Source organism: Flavobacterium azizsancarii (assembly GCF_027980145.1).
GTDB classification, from domain to species: Bacteria; Bacteroidota; Bacteroidia; order Flavobacteriales; family Flavobacteriaceae; genus Flavobacterium; species Flavobacterium azizsancarii.
The window spans coordinates 222,910-239,782 of sequence record NZ_JAMZNK010000002.1 but is presented as its reverse complement, the minus strand read 5'-3'; the positions used below and the strand labels follow the sequence as shown (position 1 = coordinate 239,782).

At 32.9% G+C, this 16,873-nt stretch carries 12 protein-coding genes and 1 pseudogene; 6 read left to right on the top strand and 7 right to left on the bottom strand.

Going from position 1 to position 16,873, the window contains the following annotated elements:
• Both NJT12_RS02145 and NJT12_RS02140 read right to left on the bottom strand, forming a co-directional pair.
• Positions 1-847 (bottom strand): annotated as a pseudogene (locus NJT12_RS02145) (hypothetical protein); the annotation flags it as partial.
• A gap of 626 nt (positions 848-1,473) precedes the next feature.
• Positions 1,474-1,881, bottom strand: coding sequence for a hypothetical protein (locus NJT12_RS02140; RefSeq protein WP_271334287.1), 408 nt, complete (start codon positions 1,879-1,881; stop codon positions 1,474-1,476).
• A 947-nt stretch (positions 1,882-2,828) separates the two neighbouring features.
• Between NJT12_RS02140 and NJT12_RS02135 the strand changes: the two genes are divergently transcribed.
• Positions 2,829-4,085: an OmpA family protein gene (locus tag NJT12_RS02135; RefSeq protein ID WP_271334286.1), complete on the top strand. Its 1,257-nt coding sequence runs from the start codon at positions 2,829-2,831 to the stop codon at positions 4,083-4,085.
• A gap of 148 nt (positions 4,086-4,233) precedes the next feature.
• On the opposite strand, the gene NJT12_RS02130 is transcribed toward NJT12_RS02135, so the two are convergent.
• Positions 4,234-4,692, bottom strand: a complete 459-nt coding sequence (locus tag NJT12_RS02130) for an RNA methyltransferase (protein ID WP_271334289.1) — start codon at positions 4,690-4,692, stop codon at positions 4,234-4,236.
• Between the two features lie 348 nt (positions 4,693-5,040).
• Between NJT12_RS02130 and NJT12_RS02125 the strand changes: the two genes are divergently transcribed.
• Together NJT12_RS02125 and NJT12_RS02120 are read left to right on the top strand one after the other, a co-directional pair.
• Entirely contained in the window at positions 5,041-5,556 is a 516-nt protein-coding gene (locus tag NJT12_RS02125; RefSeq protein ID WP_271334285.1) for a DUF3592 domain-containing protein, read from the top strand.
• Positions 5,557-5,655: 99 nt separating this feature from the next.
• Positions 5,656-6,015: a hypothetical protein gene (locus NJT12_RS02120; protein ID WP_271334283.1), complete on the top strand. Its 360-nt coding sequence runs from the start codon at positions 5,656-5,658 to the stop codon at positions 6,013-6,015.
• Between the two features lie 108 nt (positions 6,016-6,123).
• Here the strand turns inward: NJT12_RS02120 and NJT12_RS02115 are convergent, their stop codons facing one another.
• Entirely contained in the window at positions 6,124-6,315 is a 192-nt protein-coding gene (locus NJT12_RS02115) for a cold-shock protein (protein ID WP_072958530.1), read from the bottom strand.
• A 314-nt stretch (positions 6,316-6,629) separates the two neighbouring features.
• Between NJT12_RS02115 and NJT12_RS02110 the strand changes: the two genes are divergently transcribed.
• Entirely contained in the window at positions 6,630-8,804 is a 2,175-nt protein-coding gene (locus NJT12_RS02110; protein ID WP_271334282.1) for a TonB-dependent receptor, read from the top strand.
• A 446-nt stretch (positions 8,805-9,250) separates the two neighbouring features.
• On the opposite strand, the gene NJT12_RS02105 is transcribed toward NJT12_RS02110, so the two are convergent.
• Together NJT12_RS02105 and NJT12_RS02100 are read right to left on the bottom strand one after the other, a co-directional pair.
• Positions 9,251-10,675, bottom strand: a complete 1,425-nt coding sequence (locus NJT12_RS02105; RefSeq protein WP_271334281.1) for a SusD/RagB family nutrient-binding outer membrane lipoprotein — start codon at positions 10,673-10,675, stop codon at positions 9,251-9,253.
• 12 nt (positions 10,676-10,687) lie between these two features.
• A complete protein-coding gene (locus tag NJT12_RS02100) occupies positions 10,688-13,873 on the bottom strand; it encodes a SusC/RagA family TonB-linked outer membrane protein (RefSeq protein ID WP_271334280.1) in 3,186 nt (1,061 codons plus the stop codon).
• 918 nt (positions 13,874-14,791) lie between these two features.
• Between NJT12_RS02100 and NJT12_RS02095 the strand changes: the two genes are divergently transcribed.
• Positions 14,792-15,427 carry a LysE family translocator gene (locus tag NJT12_RS02095; protein ID WP_271334279.1) on the top strand — a complete coding sequence of 212 codons (636 nt, stop codon included), beginning with the start codon at positions 14,792-14,794 and terminating at the stop codon, positions 15,425-15,427.
• 128 nt (positions 15,428-15,555) lie between these two features.
• The gene (locus tag NJT12_RS02090; RefSeq protein WP_271334278.1) at positions 15,556-15,789 is read left to right on the top strand and encodes a hypothetical protein; all 234 of its coding nucleotides are present in this window, start codon (positions 15,556-15,558) and stop codon (positions 15,787-15,789) included.
• Positions 15,790-16,115: 326 nt separating this feature from the next.
• On the opposite strand, the gene NJT12_RS02085 is transcribed toward NJT12_RS02090, so the two are convergent.
• Positions 16,116-16,694 (bottom strand): Crp/Fnr family transcriptional regulator, encoded by a 579-nt coding sequence (locus tag NJT12_RS02085; protein WP_271334277.1) that lies wholly within the window; start codon positions 16,692-16,694, stop codon positions 16,116-16,118.
• Positions 16,695-16,873: the final 179 nt, after the last annotated feature.

The window sequence follows — 16,873 nt, the reverse complement described above, 5'->3', positions numbered from 1 at the left end:
TATTATCTACATAAGTATCTCCATCTTTTCCTGGAGTTGTTGCGCCGGGTGCTCCGGTACCTCCGGTAATTGATTTTCCATCAGCACCATCTTTTCCATCATCTCCTTTTGCTCCTTTGATATTTCCTGTAGTTACCCAGGTATCTCCCTGTTTCACATAAACATCTCCTGTACTATTATCTACATAAGTGTCTCCGTCTTTTCCTGGGGTAGTTCCGCCGGGTGCTCCGGCACCTCCGGTAATTGATTTTCCATCAACTCCATCTTTTCCATCATCTCCTTTTGCTCCTTTGATATTTCCTGTTGTTACCCAGGTATCGCCTTGTTTTACATAAACATCTCCTGTACTATTATCTACATAAGTGTCTCCGTCTTTTCCTGGGGTAGTTGCGCCGGGTGCTCCGGTACCTCCGGTAATTGATTTTCCGTCAATTCCCGGAATGCCTTGAAGTCCTCGCAAACCTGCAGCCAGATTAATTATTACTGATGTGCCACTCTCATTTGTATAAGTAACAGTTCCATTATTATTATCTACTAACGTTGTTATAGTTTCCGTTCCAGCAGTCCCTATACGGTACCACTTATCGACATACCAGTAATAATATCCTGGTGTAATATCTTTAATTGTTTGTGTATTAAAAACTAGAAGACTATTTACATTTCCCTCAACAATAGTTACTTTATCTATTGTACTTGTTAATGCAACTCTTGGTATAAGTATACCTTTATTCGAAGCCACAACATCAAGCTGGCTTGATGCATTAGGCAATTGAGTTCCAATACCTACCTGTGCATGACCCAAAAAACCAAATCCCGTTAAAAGGAATAATAAGTAATAATTTTTCATAAAAAAAGTTTTAAAAAAATAATAATTTTAATAAGAATTAAATCCAATGGAAAAACTTAGAAAAAGATCAATCCTCATTTTTTCAGAACACGGTTAGTTAAGTTTTTTTAGATTTGGGATCTGTAAAAAAAATATTTTTGCTGCTACAATTAATCAGTCAGCAAATCTAACATCCTTAAAATCATAAATATGTAGAATAAAAAACCATGTTATGTAGAACTTTTTCTACAAAACAAGTCAGCTGAAAAACATTTGTTTTAATAGTTGAAAAAAGTGCGATAATGAAAATAGCTTCAAAAAAAAGAAATGGTATTGTGCTTTACAATCTTTTAATTTTTAGAAATAAGATTGTAAAAGCATAACATTATTAAGTAAGTCTTTAGAAAATTTAAGGAAATCAATTTGAGCAAAAACAAATAGAAGTGTATAATCAAGAATTTAAAACGTCTTGTACCTATCCATTTTTTCAAATTATTACATTTAATAAATAAAACAAATAAATTTTTGCCTCGTGTTTTGCTCCATATTCCATTGAAGTTTTAGAAGATTTGTTGTTTTGTAAAAAATGAAGATTAAAATACCTGCAATAACAGTCACGATGTGTAAACGATCAATAATAAAAGCTTTTAATTATCAGAAGCAAATGGTATTTGAACATCGAGTATTCTTTCATTAAAATAAAAACCCAGTTGGTTCAATATTTCTGATCTGATTTTTGAAGTATCCAATAAAAATAAATTTTCTAAATCCATCAAAAAATCTAATACTCTTTTATTGAAAGAACAGACTACCAGAGGAATTTCACTTCTGTATATCTTAAAAAAATCAAATAAATCTTCTTCTGCATAGATTACTAACACTATCACTGAATAAGTATCTAATTCTTCTTTAAGATCTCTAAAATTTTTACATACATCAAAAACCAATACATCCTGAAATTTAGATTTTAAGTATTTCGAAAAGCATTTTTGATTTCCATATATAAGTACTTTCTTTTTCATCATCTCTGTAGTATAATTTACAATGAACTTCATTTTTAAAATTTAATCAGGTTAAAAAAAAGGATTAAGCACACCTTTATACTTAGAAAACAAAATCTTTGGATGTATTAAAAAAGGGAAAACTTTATAGCACTTATTACTTTAACTAAATTCAACTTAATGATAATCCCAATACTAATCATTTCACTTTCTATTGTATTATTCTGCCAAGACTTTTAAATTCTTAAACAATATTTTATTGGTCAGGCGGCTTAATTTAACTGTTTTGTGTAAAGTTTAAAATCACAAACAAAAGCCGCCTGCAACAACAAAAGAAAATTCTAAAAATTAGAAATTCAGAAATAATAATAACATGTAGAGTACAAAAATTATTCGCTATTTGTAAAACATAAAGCTCTTTCTGATTCTGAAAACAAAAGTACTGCCATTAAAATCAAAGCTTTATAGAATAATGCTCAGCCTCATGTAGAATTTTTTCTACAATGAGCATTTTATCTCTTTCTAACTGTGTTCTAAAAAAAAAAGAAATTCCCTAAATGATGGAAACAATCTAAAAAATGAATCAGAAAAATCCGGAAATAAAATTAGTTGGACATTACATAACCAATATTTATCTCATCAAAACTTTTTCGTTTTTACACGACCAATTATTAGTTATACAAGTGATAGATTTTTTTTAATTCTTTCAAGAAAATTAGTTTGTTTACAGTGGTATCAATTACCCATAAATACAAAAAACTTTCTTTTTATAATAGAAATTTAATTTATTGCAAAAAGCAATGGTTTTAAGAACAAACAAACAACTAATTAAAAATCAACTACATAAATTAAAAATCACATAAAAAATCTCTTTTATTAGCCTCTTAAAAGACAACTTTAAAACAATAATTACAGCGTAAATTGCCCTAATTTTTTACTGCTCATTTTTTTTATCAAAAATTGCCTTCTAGTTTTGCGCAAAAATTTAAACAATAATAAAAATGAAAAATTTAATACTTACTTTCGCTTTTGCCAGTGCAATAACAACGTTAAGTGCTCAAAACAAAACTGAAAAAAGTTCAAAAACTGATTTTAACAAATTTTCTATTGAATTTGCGGGAGGAGTTAACAAACCACAAAGACCAATGTCTTCCGGTTATTTTACATCAACACCAAGTCCTTATGTTCTTGATTTGGGAGTTAGGTACATGTTTAACAATAAGTTTGGTTTAAAAGCTGACTTTGGTTACAATAGCTTTACCGGAAAAAATAATTCTATAGATTTTGATACTAAATATTACAGAGCAGACATTCAGGCTGTGGCTAACTTAGCAAGGATTATGAATTTTGAAACCTGGACCAATACTATCGGTTTATTAGGTCATGCCGGTTTTGGTTTAGCGCAACTGGAAGATCAAAATTCGTCAATAAAAGACAGAATGGGTAATTTTATGGCTGGTGTAACGGGACAAATTAAATTATCTAACAGAATCGTTTTGACGGGAGATTTCACAACTATTCTGAATACTAATCAAAATCAGGCTTTCGATGCTGCCAGCGCAGCTAATACAAGAGGTTTCTCAGGAATTCTTTTTAATGGAACGGTAGGTTTAACTGTTTACTTAGGTAAGAACGAAAAACATGCTGACTGGGTTATTGATAACGGAGGAGAAATCGATGACTTGAAAAAAAGAATTACTGATATTGAAACTTCAATGTTAGATACTGATAAAGATGGTGTTCCTGATTATTTAGATGAAGAACCAAATACTATTTCGGGTGTTATGGTGAACACAAAAGGAAAATCAATTGACTTAAATAACAATAACGTTCCTGATGAATTAGAAAATTATTTATTAAAAACTTACGGAAGTACTACTGATAAATCACCTGTTTTAAGTAACAATGAATTGATTAAAAACCTAATTAATGGTGGTTACGTGTGTACTTATTTTGATTTTAGTAAATCTACTCCAACAAATGTTTCGACAGAAGGGATCGACTTTATCTTAAATTATCTAAGAAACAATCCTTCGGCGTCAGTTGATATTATTGGTCACGCTGATGAAATAGGTAAATCTGCATACAACGATAAATTATCAACTGCAAGAGCGAATAGTGTGAAAAATGTGTTGGTAAAAGCAAACATTAATCCTTCAAGGTTAAATGTTATTGCAGCTGGCGAAGACACTTCTGTAGACAAAGACTCAGACGCTGCTAGAAAACTAGTTAGAAAAGTAAGTTTTAGAGTTAAATAATACATACTCTTATAATTCAACGAGTGTATTAAAGCATGAATTAGTTTTTAGTTAGAATACAAATTAAGCCCTGTGAACCTTTTGGTTTTACAGGGTTTTGTCATTATAAGATCAGGACATGACAGTCAAGTAATTAACTTCTTTAACTTTAAGAACGTGGTTTGGGTAAGTTTCTGTCGTACATAATAATACTTCCTGCCACTGCAACGTTTAAGCTTTTCTCTGATTTGAATTTTATTAAATTATGGCATTTATCCATTACTTTTCTGGACAAACCATGGTCTTCTGCTCCTAATAAATAGACACAACGTCGCGGATGTTCAAAGGTTTCTAAATCTGAAGCTTGCTCATCTAATTCAACACCAACTAATCGCGCTCCTTTTGGTAAGTTATCAAAAAAAGCTTCGAAAGTATCATAATGAAAATATGGTATTGCTTTTACTGCATCATGAGTGTCGCAGGCTTGTTTGGCATATCGATTGCCAATAGTAAATATAAAAGTAGCTCCTAAATTCTGAGCTGTTCGCCACAAAACTCCTAAATTTTCAGGCGTCTTACCATTTTGGATTCCTATGCCGAAATATTCATTTATAAAATTATCATTCATAAAGGCAAAAGTACAAACTGTAAGTACATAAGTCAATTTTTTATTGGGATGAAGACTTATTATTGGTGTGTTTTTTTTAGGCATCACGGTACTGATTCCATGTTATTTCCACAGTTTGTTGCAGAATATCTAATGTGCGGATATAAATTAAAGCTCATTAATAATGAAAAATAAAAAATATCTGTTTAGTGAAATGAAATTTTTGTTGAAGAAATCTATTTTATCGTATTTTAGCCTGACCTCGATATCGTTTTTATACATCACAAATTAAAAAACAATTAAAAACGTGAGAGTTAAGTTTATAAAAAATAACAAAGAGCATTACAGTAATTAAATATACAACGAATTATGGAAGCCTATTTCTGGAATATCTTTATGATTTTAATGGGAACGATAGCGATTATCTTTTCTTTTTTGACACATAGAATTCAGTCAAGACTTAAAAGAAACGGACTGCTTGAAGAAGCTAAAATGATTTACTTTTCTACTGAAAAGTCGACTGGTGATTCACCTTCTTTGACAATTCCCGTTTTTACTTTTTCTCATAAAGATCAAAATGGCATTAAAACTTATACTGTAAAAGGTAAAAGCAATTCTTTATGCAAAATTGGAGAAGTGACACCAATATATTACAATCCTGAAAATCCTGAAAAAGAATATTTTTTACCCAAAAAAGACTTTCTGGTAAAGTATCTCATGTTTTTTATAGGAATGTTCTTTGTGTGCTTAGGGGTTCTGTATTTGATGAAAAATTTAAATTATCCTACTGAAAACTATTTTCTTTACCTTATTATTGGTTTATTTTCAGGAACCTTCTTATTATTTAGTATCGGAAAAATAGCTGATGCAATAAATCGAAAGTAAAATTTACTTTCCGTGATCAATAATTCCCTCTATTTTATTAAATTAAAGATTTACTTCACACACTTCTGCCCTATTAAAATATTATATAAAGACTAACAAATGACAATACAAGATCTAACTGGAAGTTATTCTATCACCGGAAGTAATCAGGATGAGAATCCGGAAACAACTTACAAAGGTATTTTGAATTTATCTCTGGATGAAAACAACCGAATTATTGCGCAATGGATTATTAATAATACTCAGCAACAAAAGGGACACGGTTTTTTTAAAGACAATATTTTGGTAATCAATTTTAGCTATAAGGGAGATGATACTAAAACTTATAAAGGAGTTGCCGTTTACCGCTGTATTACTAAAGATGTCCTGGAAGGTTTTTGGTCTGAGAAACATGGAGATCCGCTCTATCTTGGAGCTGAGCATTGTTTAAGAATAACAAGCACTGAAAGACTTAACTAGCTTATATTGTAAAACCGTACAAAAAGGCCAACCAATAATTAAGTAATTTTTTGGCACAAAAAAACACCTGCCATTGGCAGGTGTTCTTTTGTGCTTTTTCTTAGTAGATTAAGCTACTACAACGTTTACTGCATTTGGTCCTTTTTTACCTTCTGCGATGTCATAACGTACTTCGTCATTCTCACGAATATTTTCTGATAAACCTGAAACATGAACGAAAATTTCACTTCCACCATTCTTTGGTGTTATAAATCCAAAACCTTTTTCTTCATTGAAGAATTTTACTGTACCTTCTTGCATCTTAATAATTATTTATTGGTGGTAAATATAGTAAAATTAACAGTACAACTCTGAAAAATAAGTACTTATATCGAAAATTTATATAAGAACTTCTAAATCAGACAACTTTCCCTGTTTCTAATTTGTATTTGACCTTATAGATATCCGTAATTTTAACCTGCTCATATTATGCTTCATATTCTTTAGTTGTATTGAATATCAATATATTTCGTGTCAATAAAATCTCCGATAATAAAAAACACTGCAATATTACCCTTGTTATTTTTATTACATTTAATATATTTGTATTTATCTTAATTAAGTCTAAATAAGCGATGTTAAAATTTTCTATCCTACTATTGGTGTTCTTCTCAATAAGTTCACTTTCTGCACAACAAATTACCAAAACAAATACGAATAAAGAAAAAAACAAAAACACTAAAATTCAGGACAGTATCTTGCCTGATAAATCATCAGCAGATAATGAATTGCAGGAAATTGTGGTCTCTGCATCAAGGCAGGCAGAAAGCTTAAATGAAGTTCCTTCTTCTGTCACTATAGTATCAAAAAAACAACTACAGCAACAATTAAGTATTAGCTCTAACCTTAGTGATATCTTAGGTGCATCAGTTCCTGGTTTGGGTTTTAGCACGAACAGAACTCAAAATTTGGGTCAGACTTTACGCGGTCGCCGTGTATTAGTTATGATTGATGGTATCCCGCAATCTACGCCTTTGAGAGATGGGGCTAAAGACATGCGCTCTCTTGATCCTACTGTCTTAGATCGTGTAGAGGTTATCAAGGGTGCAACTGCTATTTACGGAAATGGTGCCGATGGTGGTCTTATCAATTACATCACTAAACGAGCAAATCAGGACAAGGCAATTAGCGGATCAACAGAAGCCGGGACAGCATTTTCTCTCATTAAACCTAAAGGAACGGCTGGTTTTTTTGTATCTCAATTATTGAGCGGTAAAATAAACAAGATCGATTATGTTGTGAGTGGACGTTATGAAGAGACGGGACTTTATCGTGATGCAAAAGGCCGTGTACTTTCTCCGGAATACGGAATGAATGATCTTCGAAACTGGAATGCTTTTGCTAAAATTGGCTATGACATAAATCAAAATAATCGGTTAGAATTAATGTATAATTATTTCGAAAGCACGCAACATACGGATTACATTGCTAAGGCTGGAGTTTATGGCAATTTTGATTCGCCAACTATCGGTATAAGAGGACAGCGCCCAGGAGAGCCGGAAGGAACTCCTTATAATCATAACGCAAGTTTAAGTTATATAGGAAAGAATTTCATTGGAAATACGGATGTGAATGCTACGCTGTATTTTCAAGATTATCTTACTTTAATTAATTATAGTGACTTTTTTGAAAATAATGGGCAGCCTGCTACACAAAGCAAAAAGCTGGGTTTTCGTTTGAATTTTAGTACTCCTTACGAATTCAGTCCTTTGTTATCCGGCGATCTGATTTACGGATTGGATATTCTTTCTGATATAACAGATACGCATCTTACTGATGGAAGATCAGTAATTCCTGAAATGAAAATGAACAATTTGGCACCGTATTTTCAGCTTAAAAATATGTTTGGTCCAAATTTAGTTTTAAAAACGGGTTTAAGGCTTGAAAATGTCAACATCGATGTGCCTGATTATACCACTATTGGTATTCGCAATTATGTAAACGGAACTTATGTGGGTGGCGGAATTGCTGTTAATGGCGGAGCATTAGATTTTAATGCACTAATGTTTAATGCCGGATTACGTTATACAAAATGGAATTTATTTAAACCTTTTGTCAGTTTTTCACAGAGTTTCAGTGTTGCTGATTTAGGTTTGGTTCTGCGTGCTGCAAAAGAAAACACAGTAAGTAATACTTCGATAAAAGCGGTTACGGCAAATAATTATGAATTTGGTTTTTCAGGATCTTTCGATAAACTTTCTTATGAAGGTGCCGTTTATTACAGCACTTCAAAATTAGGCGCTTCTTATGTATATGTTGATGGTAATCCACAAATTTCAAGATCTCCCGAAAAAATTTATGGCTTTGAAGTGTCGGCAAAATATCGTCTTCATCCAAAAATTGATATTGGAGCTAATTATTCTTTTACAGAAGGAAAACGTGAAGTTGTTGATAAAAAAGTATACTTAGGAGGTGATCGTATCAATCCGCCTAAAATAGTAGCTTATACCGTTTTTAGACCTCTTGAGGCTTGGTCAATATTTTTGCAAATGATCAATACTTCTGGTAGAGATCGATTTGAACCTATCAATGGTGCTTATACTTATGGTACAGGACCTATCAAATCTTTCACGGCTTTCAACCTTTCTTCCAGCTATACATTTAGAGAAAAAAGTACTGTTCGTTTTGGTATAGAGAATTTATTTAACAAGGATTATTATAGCGTTATTTCTCAATGGCAATCTAATAATATGAATTATGTAAAAGAAAATGGGACCCGTTTAACAATCAGCTTTGTGCAGGCATTTTAGCCTTTTCGAATTAAGTTAAGCTTTTTTTAAGGACAATTATAGCTAAAAGATTTCGCGCGAAGTCGTAGAGTCGCAAAGAAAATGAATGTAAACGTGGCGGCTTTGCACCTTTTTCCAGATCATTCGGCAAAGTCCCGAAGCTTCGGGATAGAAAGCGTACTAGAGGCTCGGCAAAGATTGGTTATTTTCTATGTGCAATAGCTAGCGCGATTTCTCCCCTTCTGAAAATGAAAAACTTATATGTTTTTTTGAGCCATTCCTGGAGATTTATTCGTCATAGCATTCGTTTTTATACACTTCATAACATTCTCCGAGGAACCACATATGATTAACCCGGCAGCTTGAATTGATCAAAACAAACCTACACTTATAGAAATAAAAAAAGCTAAATCTTTCGATTTAGCTTTTTTGTTTTATAAAGATAAGTATCCTTTTAGGAGTCTGATTTATTTTACATCAAACCATAGTTTTGTCGTAAGCAAGTCTTTTCCTTGTTCAGATACTGCGGCACGGTAACTAGTTCCGTTCAACGATTGTTCTGTACCCGGGTAAAAGAAACGAGAAGGAATCTGTCCATTCAAGACAGTAGACGGACCGGCAGTCAATACAGGATAATCAAGTCTTCTCCACTCTACAAAAGCATCCAGACCTTGTCCAAAAAATGCGATCCATTTTTGTGTACCTATAGATTTGGCATAATTGGTTGCATCATACTTCACAGATGTCTGATTAAGATATTTCGTAATAGCTGTCGCATCTGTAATCCCAAATTGATTGAATGATGCCGTAATTGCACTTTTGTAAAGCTGCTCAGCATCTCCGGCAATAAAACCACGAGCTACTGCTTCAGAAAGATTGAATAACGTTTCTGAATAAGAAACAATTACAGCTGGCGATGTGGAAGTCAAAAAGTATGTTCCCGGTTTTGATGTTTTAGCAAAACCCTGACTGTTGGCATCACTGTTTGATAATCCATTAGCACCACCTAGATATTTACCTACCGTTGCATCCGTTGGTAATTGAGCATAAACTGGCAAACGCGGATCAGCTAACTCGTTTAGCTTATCAACCAAAGTTTTTGAAATACGGAAATCATCACGAGTTTCAAACCAGGCCGAAGCTGGATTTTGCTGAGGCGAACTGATGTAAGTAAACTTAAAGGTATCGCTGTTGCTGCTCAATACTCCTGCAGCATCAGTTGTTGCATCAATTGCAGCTTGTTTTGCTAAAGCAGGTTCTTTATCAGAAATTCTCAAAGCAATACGCAAACGAAGCGAGTTTACAAGTTTTTTCCATTTTGAGATGTCGCCTTTATAAGCTAAATCACCTGTAACGGTACCATTTGTTGCACTCAACAAAGACTGAGCTTGTTTTAAATCTTCCAATAATCCGATATATACTTCTTTTTGAGTATTATATGCCGGCGTTACTTTTAGACCTGCTTCTTTATAAGGAATGCTTCCGTAAGCATCTGTTAATAATAAGAAAGTCCATGAACGAAGAGTTAATGCAATCCCTTTATAATTTGAATTTGCCTGCTGATCTGAAAATTTCAAAATCGTGTTCAAATCCGTGATTAAAGTTGCATATCCTGTATTCCATAAAGTAGTGAATGAAGTATTAGATACATCATATCTGTCCGGTTCAGTATATTGAATTTTAGCCCAGTGCTGAACAAATAACAAAGATGAATTAAAGTTATTATCTGATCCCCAATAGATATCAGCTCCTTGTTTTAATGATCCTGTTAACAAATAAGGTGCTAAAGGCGTTTCGGTTGCATTTGGATTTTTATTAATTTCATCCAGACTGTCGCTGCAAGAGACCAGTGATACTGCAAACAGCGTTATATAAGCTAGTTTTTTTAGCATGATTTCGTGTTTTTAAAATTTAAGATTAACATTAAGGCTAAAACTTCTGGTACTTGGCAATGCCAAACTTTCCAATCCTTGCCCGTTTCCTGTATTAAAAGCTGATTCAGGATCTATATTTGGTACGTCTTTGTAGATAAAAAACAAGTTACGACCTACAGCAGTGATACTAGCTGCCTGAAAACCTAGTCTCTTAGCAAATGTTTTATTGAAATTATACGCTAGTTTTACTTCTCTTAGTTTTACAAAAGTTGAACTGTAGATATAAGCTTCACTAATATTGTATGACGCTTTGTAATATTCCTGTGCGCTAATTACCTGATTGTTTGGCGTTCCGTCAGCGTGTACACCATTAAAGATCATACCATCATCATATACTACAGCTCCGTTTGGAGCAGTACCACCATTCAATAAAGTTTTCGTAGTACCTGTTACATAATAATTTAATCCTCCATTTGCAGCATCACGACCTGGCATCGTTTGATCTAATACACCAGTATAAGTACCTGTTCTGTTCGTTCCTGAAAAAAGTTCTCCACCTACACGGGCATCCACAAGAAATGAAAGTTCAAGATTCTTGTATGTCAATGTATTTGTAATACCACCTAAAAAGTCCGGAGTATAATGTCCTAATACTTTCTTTGTTGGATCAGCTTGCGGTAAACCGTTTGCCCCTACTACTATATTTCCATTTGTGTCGCGCAAATAAGCTGTACCATAAAGTGCACCGTAAGCTTGTCCTACAGATGCCAATACATCAACACCACCTGAGGAAGCAATTGTGTAATTTTGAATCTGTTTTTCATAGTCAAGAACATCTACTTTACTAATATTTCTTGAATAATTTACACCCACATTCCATTTAAAATCACGCGTTTGAATAGGGCTTCCGTCCAATTGAATTTCTATACCATGGTTGTTTATTTTACCGGCATTGATTAATTGTGAATTATAACCACTCGCATTAGTTGTTTTTATCTCCAGAATCTGGTCGAAACTATTTGTGTTATAATAAGCAACATCAAGATGCAATCTGTTTTTCCAGAAAGAAGATTCAAGACCTACCTCAGTAGAACGTGTTGTCTCTGGTTTCAGGTTCTCATTAAGTTTCTTTTTAGAAGAAGTTTGAATTGGATTTCCGTCAAATGCAGTTTGAAAATCGTAAACTGTAGCCAATTGATACGGATCTGCATCGTTACCTACTTCAGACCAGCCACCACGCAGTTTTAAGAAGTCAAGTGTATTGCTTTTTAAATTCAATGCATCAGACAATACTAAACTACCACTAACAGAAGGATAAAAATAAGAACGGTTGTTACTTGGCAATGTCGATGACCAGTCATTACGTCCGGTTACATTCAAAAACGCATAGTTTTTATAACCTACCTGGGCAGAAGCATATACACTATATACTTTTAATTCTGAGAAATAATTTGATGAAGTCAACGGATCACGTGAATTGGTTAATGTGTACAAATCAGGTACAGCAAGACGTGGCGCCTTTTGATAATTGTTGGCATCACTGTGGTTACGTTCGTTGAATCCGGCAAGGGCATCTATAGTAAAATCGTCATTTACTTTTTTCGTATACGTAAAAATACCCTCTGTATTTCTTTCGTCTACTGTGTAAGCATCTTCAGCATAAGATCCAAAAGGAGTTCCGTTTGTACCATATTTAATCTCGTATTTTCTACGATCGTTATAATAGTCAACTCCGGTACGGAATTTAAAAAGAAGTCCGTCTGCAAGTTTTGCTTCTAAATGGATATCTCCTATAAAACGATTACGTTGTTGGCTTGTAGTATTGTAATAAGCATTCCAATACGGATTGCTATAATAGCTATTGTTCCAGTTAACATCTCTATTGTCTCTAAGTGCATCTGTATCTACCTGACGTCCGAACCAAAGAAACTGTAACATTACACCTGCAGCACGGTTACCTGTTGGTCCACCCGGTAAAGTTGGAGCAGTTGTAACAATATAGTTCGCTGTTACCCCTACCTTTATACTTTTGGATATTTGGTAATTCGTGTTAACCGTAAAGTTTGTTTTGTTTATTTCACTATTAGGTACTGTTCCTAATTGTTTTTGATTGTTTACTCCTAAACGGAAATCTGATTTTTCATCTGATTTTGCTATCGAAATACTGTTGTCATAAGTAAGACCAGTATTAAAAAAGTTTTTCACATTATCAGGATGCGCCACAAAAGGAACTGCTACCCCGTTAGAATTGAACTGAGGAATAAGGCGTCCGTCCATTTTAGGTCCCCAGCTTTCATCAACACCATCATTAATTCCTCCACCTTTACCATCTACGTAACTAAACTTTCCGTTTGATCCCTGTCCAAAAGAATTTTGAAATCTTGGTAAAGTAGCAACTTGAGAAACGGTAATACCTGAACTAAAGCTTATGCCTAATCCTTGTTGACCTCTTCCTGATTTTGTAGTAATAAGAACAACACCATGCGCTGCACGCGAACCGTAAAGAGCAGCCGCATTAGGTCCTTTTAATACTGTTAATGTTTCGATATCCTGAGGATTCAAATCGGCAATTGCATTTCTAAAATCACGAGAAGCAGCAGCTCCACCAACAGAGCTCAATTGTGAGTTGTCTACCGGAACTCCATCTACCACAAATAACGGCTGGTTGTTTCCGGATATAGAAGTTTCTCCACGAATAATGATACGTGAAGATCCCATATCTCCTTGCGAATTAGTAATACGTACTCCGGCTAATTTACCGCTAAGACCATTTAAAAAATTCGTTTCTTTTGTTTCTGACAACTCTTTTCCTTTAAGCGCCTGAGTAGTATATCCTAAAGATTTCTTTTCTTTTGTAATACCAAGTGCAGTAACTACAACTTCAGACAAAGCATTTTGTTCCTCAGTAAGAGAAACGGTAACGGGATTTGAATTGGCTACAATTTCAGCTTTTTTATATCCCAGGTAACTTACTATTAATGTATAAGGAAGTTTTTGCCCGGTTTGAAAGTAAAACTTCCCGTCAAAATCTGTTACAGCCCCGTGTGTAGTCCCTTTAATGTTTATCGAAGCACCAATAATTGGTTCTTTTGTAACAGCGTCGATTACTGTTCCTTCAAGTCTGGACTGAATTAATGGCTTGGTCTCCTGAGCTTTAATTCCTATGGAAATCAATAAAATACATAACCATATATGTCTGTTTAATTTTCTTTTCATTACTTTCGTTTTGGTTTAATAAATAAGGCGACCCGAAAAAAGATTTACTCCACTTTCGTTTTCCTTATAGAGATGAACAATTTCTTTAAGCTTCACCATTTCTGCTGCAACAGAAATGGTATTTTTTTTATCAGCTATGCATTCGTTTTTTCATTTTTAATTTATTTTAGATTACTATTCGTTACATTGACCAATAGAAAATTTAACCCTAAAAACCAGAGTTCCTTTTTATTAAAAATTTGTATAAATTAGGGATTTAAGAATTTTGACTGTAGGCAACCTATCGCGAATGACTAAATGGTTCCTTGCTCAAAAACAACATTTTTTATTTGATAATCTTTAATCTTTGGTATTTAACTTATTTTTAAATTCTACTAATTTGGTAGAACAAAGGTAAATTAAAAATCTTAGTGCCAAAATTTTAATTGTTTTTTTTATAAAAAAAATGTTAACGAAATCGATTCATTAATTTTAATTAATTAATAATAAGAAAGTTAACTTTTTGTCTTTTTTGATTTGTTGTGTAAGAATTTTTCTAAAACCATATTAATTACTTCACAAAATCTCTTATAATACTGTAACAGACATCAAATATATTTAAAGATCTATTTTCTAAAATATTGTTAAAATCAGGAAAATTTGTGGGCGTTTTATAGAAATTATTCGAGTTTAAAAGTCTAAAAAATTACCTTAAAAGATATATAATCAATATTTTATATCGATTATCTGTTTATACATTTGTTTGGGTTAAATGGTTTTAAGATTCCCATTTAAAAAGATATTCTTCAATTTAAATAGTGAAATATTATGTTTGGTTTTACTTTTCCTTTTATAACTTCGTATCGCACAAAATTTTCTAAGCATCAAGCTTTAAAAAGGAAAGTTTTAATAAAAATGACACACTAATAATACAATATTATGGGAATTATTCACTTGGAAACATTTATACTGGCCGTTATCATATTTGCACTTACACCGGGAGTAGACACAATCTATATTCTGAACAGAACTATATCTCAGGGATGGAAAGCTGGCATTTATTCTTCTTTAGGAATATTGTCTGGTGTATTATTTCATATTACGCTCGCTGTTTTAGGACTGTCTATCATTTTGGCAGAATCAGCACTTGCATTCTCTATTGTAAAATATTTGGGTGCAGCCTATTTAATTTATCTTGGAATCATGAGTTTATTATCTAAAAAAGGAGGCGTTACAAAACTAGAAGCAGATAAAAAGGACTCGATGCTCAAAATTTATGTTTCTGGCGTCGTTACCAATGTTTTTAATCCTAAAGTTGCCTTATTCTTCTTAGCTTTTTTTCCACAATTCATAGATCCAAATTATAAGGGGATTATTAACCCTTTTCTTTCATTGGGCATTATTTACATACTTATTGATCTTGTGTGGTGTGTTCTTATTACATTTAGCGCCTCTTTCTTTACAAAAAAGGTGTTACAAAATCCAAAAATAAGTCTTTGGATGAGTCGCGTTTCCGGATTGGTATATATCGCACTTGGAATTAAAATAGCCCTTAGCAAACGTATTGTGCAATAGTTTCAGCAGGTATATTCAAAGATTATTTCGCGTTATCTTTACTTTAAAATAAGAATTGAATATAATAAAGCTGTATAATTGCAGTTTATAGCATGGATAAAAAGCGATAATGATTCCTATTTTCTAAAATGAAAAAATTTCAAATTAAAAAAACGCTACGCGACAGCTGGATTGTTTCGCATAATGAATTTCCCAAATTTACCTGCGTTTTCGAAGACAAAAAATTTAATATCAGCAGGACAATAAATGGGCTGGAAGATCCTATGGGTAAACCAAAAGAAGTTCAGCTGCTTCAAAAAATGGAAAAATGGCTTCTCCAATACCATAAAGACAAAATGAATGATTGGGGTTTCTATAAATGACTTGCTGCAGAGGGATTTATAGGGATTAACGCTAAATAAAAATAGCCTAATTATTTTTTACCGCAAAGCTCCCAAAGATTTTTGTCTAAGAAGGGTTATAAAAGTATAAAAAAGTTCGCAATCCCGAAGCTTCAGCTAATATCATTAAGTTAAAGAAAAATATATAATTCTTTTGCCGAATGGATTTCGCGCAAAGCCGCCAAGTTTACATCCATTTTCTTTGCGACTTTGCCGAATTTTTTCAACCATAATTGTTTTAAAAAAGCTCAAACTAAAAAAAGACTTTACGTTCTCTGCGGTAATTTTTTTACTCTCCACAGATTTTTTTACAGTAACTTTCTTCTGATCTTGCTTAAAAATTCATGCGAAATACCCAGATAAGCTGCAATTTGATGCTGAGGAATTCTTTGTTCAAGTGTTGGATATTTATTTTTAAATTCTACATAACGTTTATCGGCAGTTTTATTGAGCATACTAATCATACGCAATTGAATTGACTCGAGGGCTTTTTGATTCATGAGTCGAAAAAGTCTTTCGGTTTTTGGTATTTCCTGATATAATCTTTCTTTTTGCTCTTTACTAATCATGATAACCTTTGAATCTTCTAAAGCCTGAATATTTAGTTTTGAAGGTGTTCCTGACACAAAACTGCCAATATCCAAAACCCACCAATCTTCGACCGCAAAATATAAGATATGCTCTTTTATATTGTCTTCCTGATAAAAAATCTTAAAACAACCCTCTAATATATATCCTTCAAAATTACAAATTTCTCCTTCAGAAAGTATCATTTGGTTCTTTTGTATTTCTTCAATATGATAAAACGAGCTAAGTTTTGCAAACTCACTTTCAGAAAAAGCTACATGCTTCTTTATATTTTCGTAAAATAGATTATGCTCTGTCATTTGATAACTGAAATAAATTTACTTCTATAGTTTCTCATTTTATATATCGTATAATATAGTAAACAATCGTTTTCTTCTCAGTAATCTAATTTAGAAAAAAATACGGGTTATTACGCCGGACTCTATTATAAAAAATGATACTTTTTAATAAATTATTCTAAAATCTCCTCTTCAAAGCA

What these genes read in the sequence shown, in the direction of transcription:
- NJT12_RS02140 (WP_271334287.1), bottom strand. Translation starts at nt 1,881, where the DNA reads ATGAAGTTCATTGTAAATTATACTACAGAGATGATGAAAAAGAAAGTA.
- NJT12_RS02135 (WP_271334286.1), top strand. Translation starts at nt 2,829, where the DNA reads ATGAAAAATTTAATACTTACTTTCGCTTTTGCCAGTGCAATAACAACG.
- NJT12_RS02130 (WP_271334289.1), bottom strand. Translation starts at nt 4,692, where the DNA reads ATGAATGATAATTTTATAAATGAATATTTCGGCATAGGAATCCAAAAT.
- NJT12_RS02125 (WP_271334285.1), top strand. Translation starts at nt 5,041, where the DNA reads ATGGAAGCCTATTTCTGGAATATCTTTATGATTTTAATGGGAACGATA.
- NJT12_RS02120 (WP_271334283.1), top strand. Translation starts at nt 5,656, where the DNA reads ATGACAATACAAGATCTAACTGGAAGTTATTCTATCACCGGAAGTAAT.
- NJT12_RS02115 (WP_072958530.1), bottom strand. Translation starts at nt 6,315, where the DNA reads ATGCAAGAAGGTACAGTAAAATTCTTCAATGAAGAAAAAGGTTTTGGA.
- NJT12_RS02110 (WP_271334282.1), top strand. Translation starts at nt 6,630, where the DNA reads ATGTTAAAATTTTCTATCCTACTATTGGTGTTCTTCTCAATAAGTTCA.
- NJT12_RS02105 (WP_271334281.1), bottom strand. Translation starts at nt 10,675, where the DNA reads ATGCTAAAAAAACTAGCTTATATAACGCTGTTTGCAGTATCACTGGTC.
- NJT12_RS02100 (WP_271334280.1), bottom strand. Translation starts at nt 13,873, where the DNA reads ATGAAAAGAAAATTAAACAGACATATATGGTTATGTATTTTATTGATT.
- NJT12_RS02095 (WP_271334279.1), top strand. Translation starts at nt 14,792, where the DNA reads ATGGGAATTATTCACTTGGAAACATTTATACTGGCCGTTATCATATTT.
- NJT12_RS02090 (WP_271334278.1), top strand. Translation starts at nt 15,556, where the DNA reads ATGAAAAAATTTCAAATTAAAAAAACGCTACGCGACAGCTGGATTGTT.
- NJT12_RS02085 (WP_271334277.1), bottom strand. Translation starts at nt 16,694, where the DNA reads ATGACAGAGCATAATCTATTTTACGAAAATATAAAGAAGCATGTAGCT.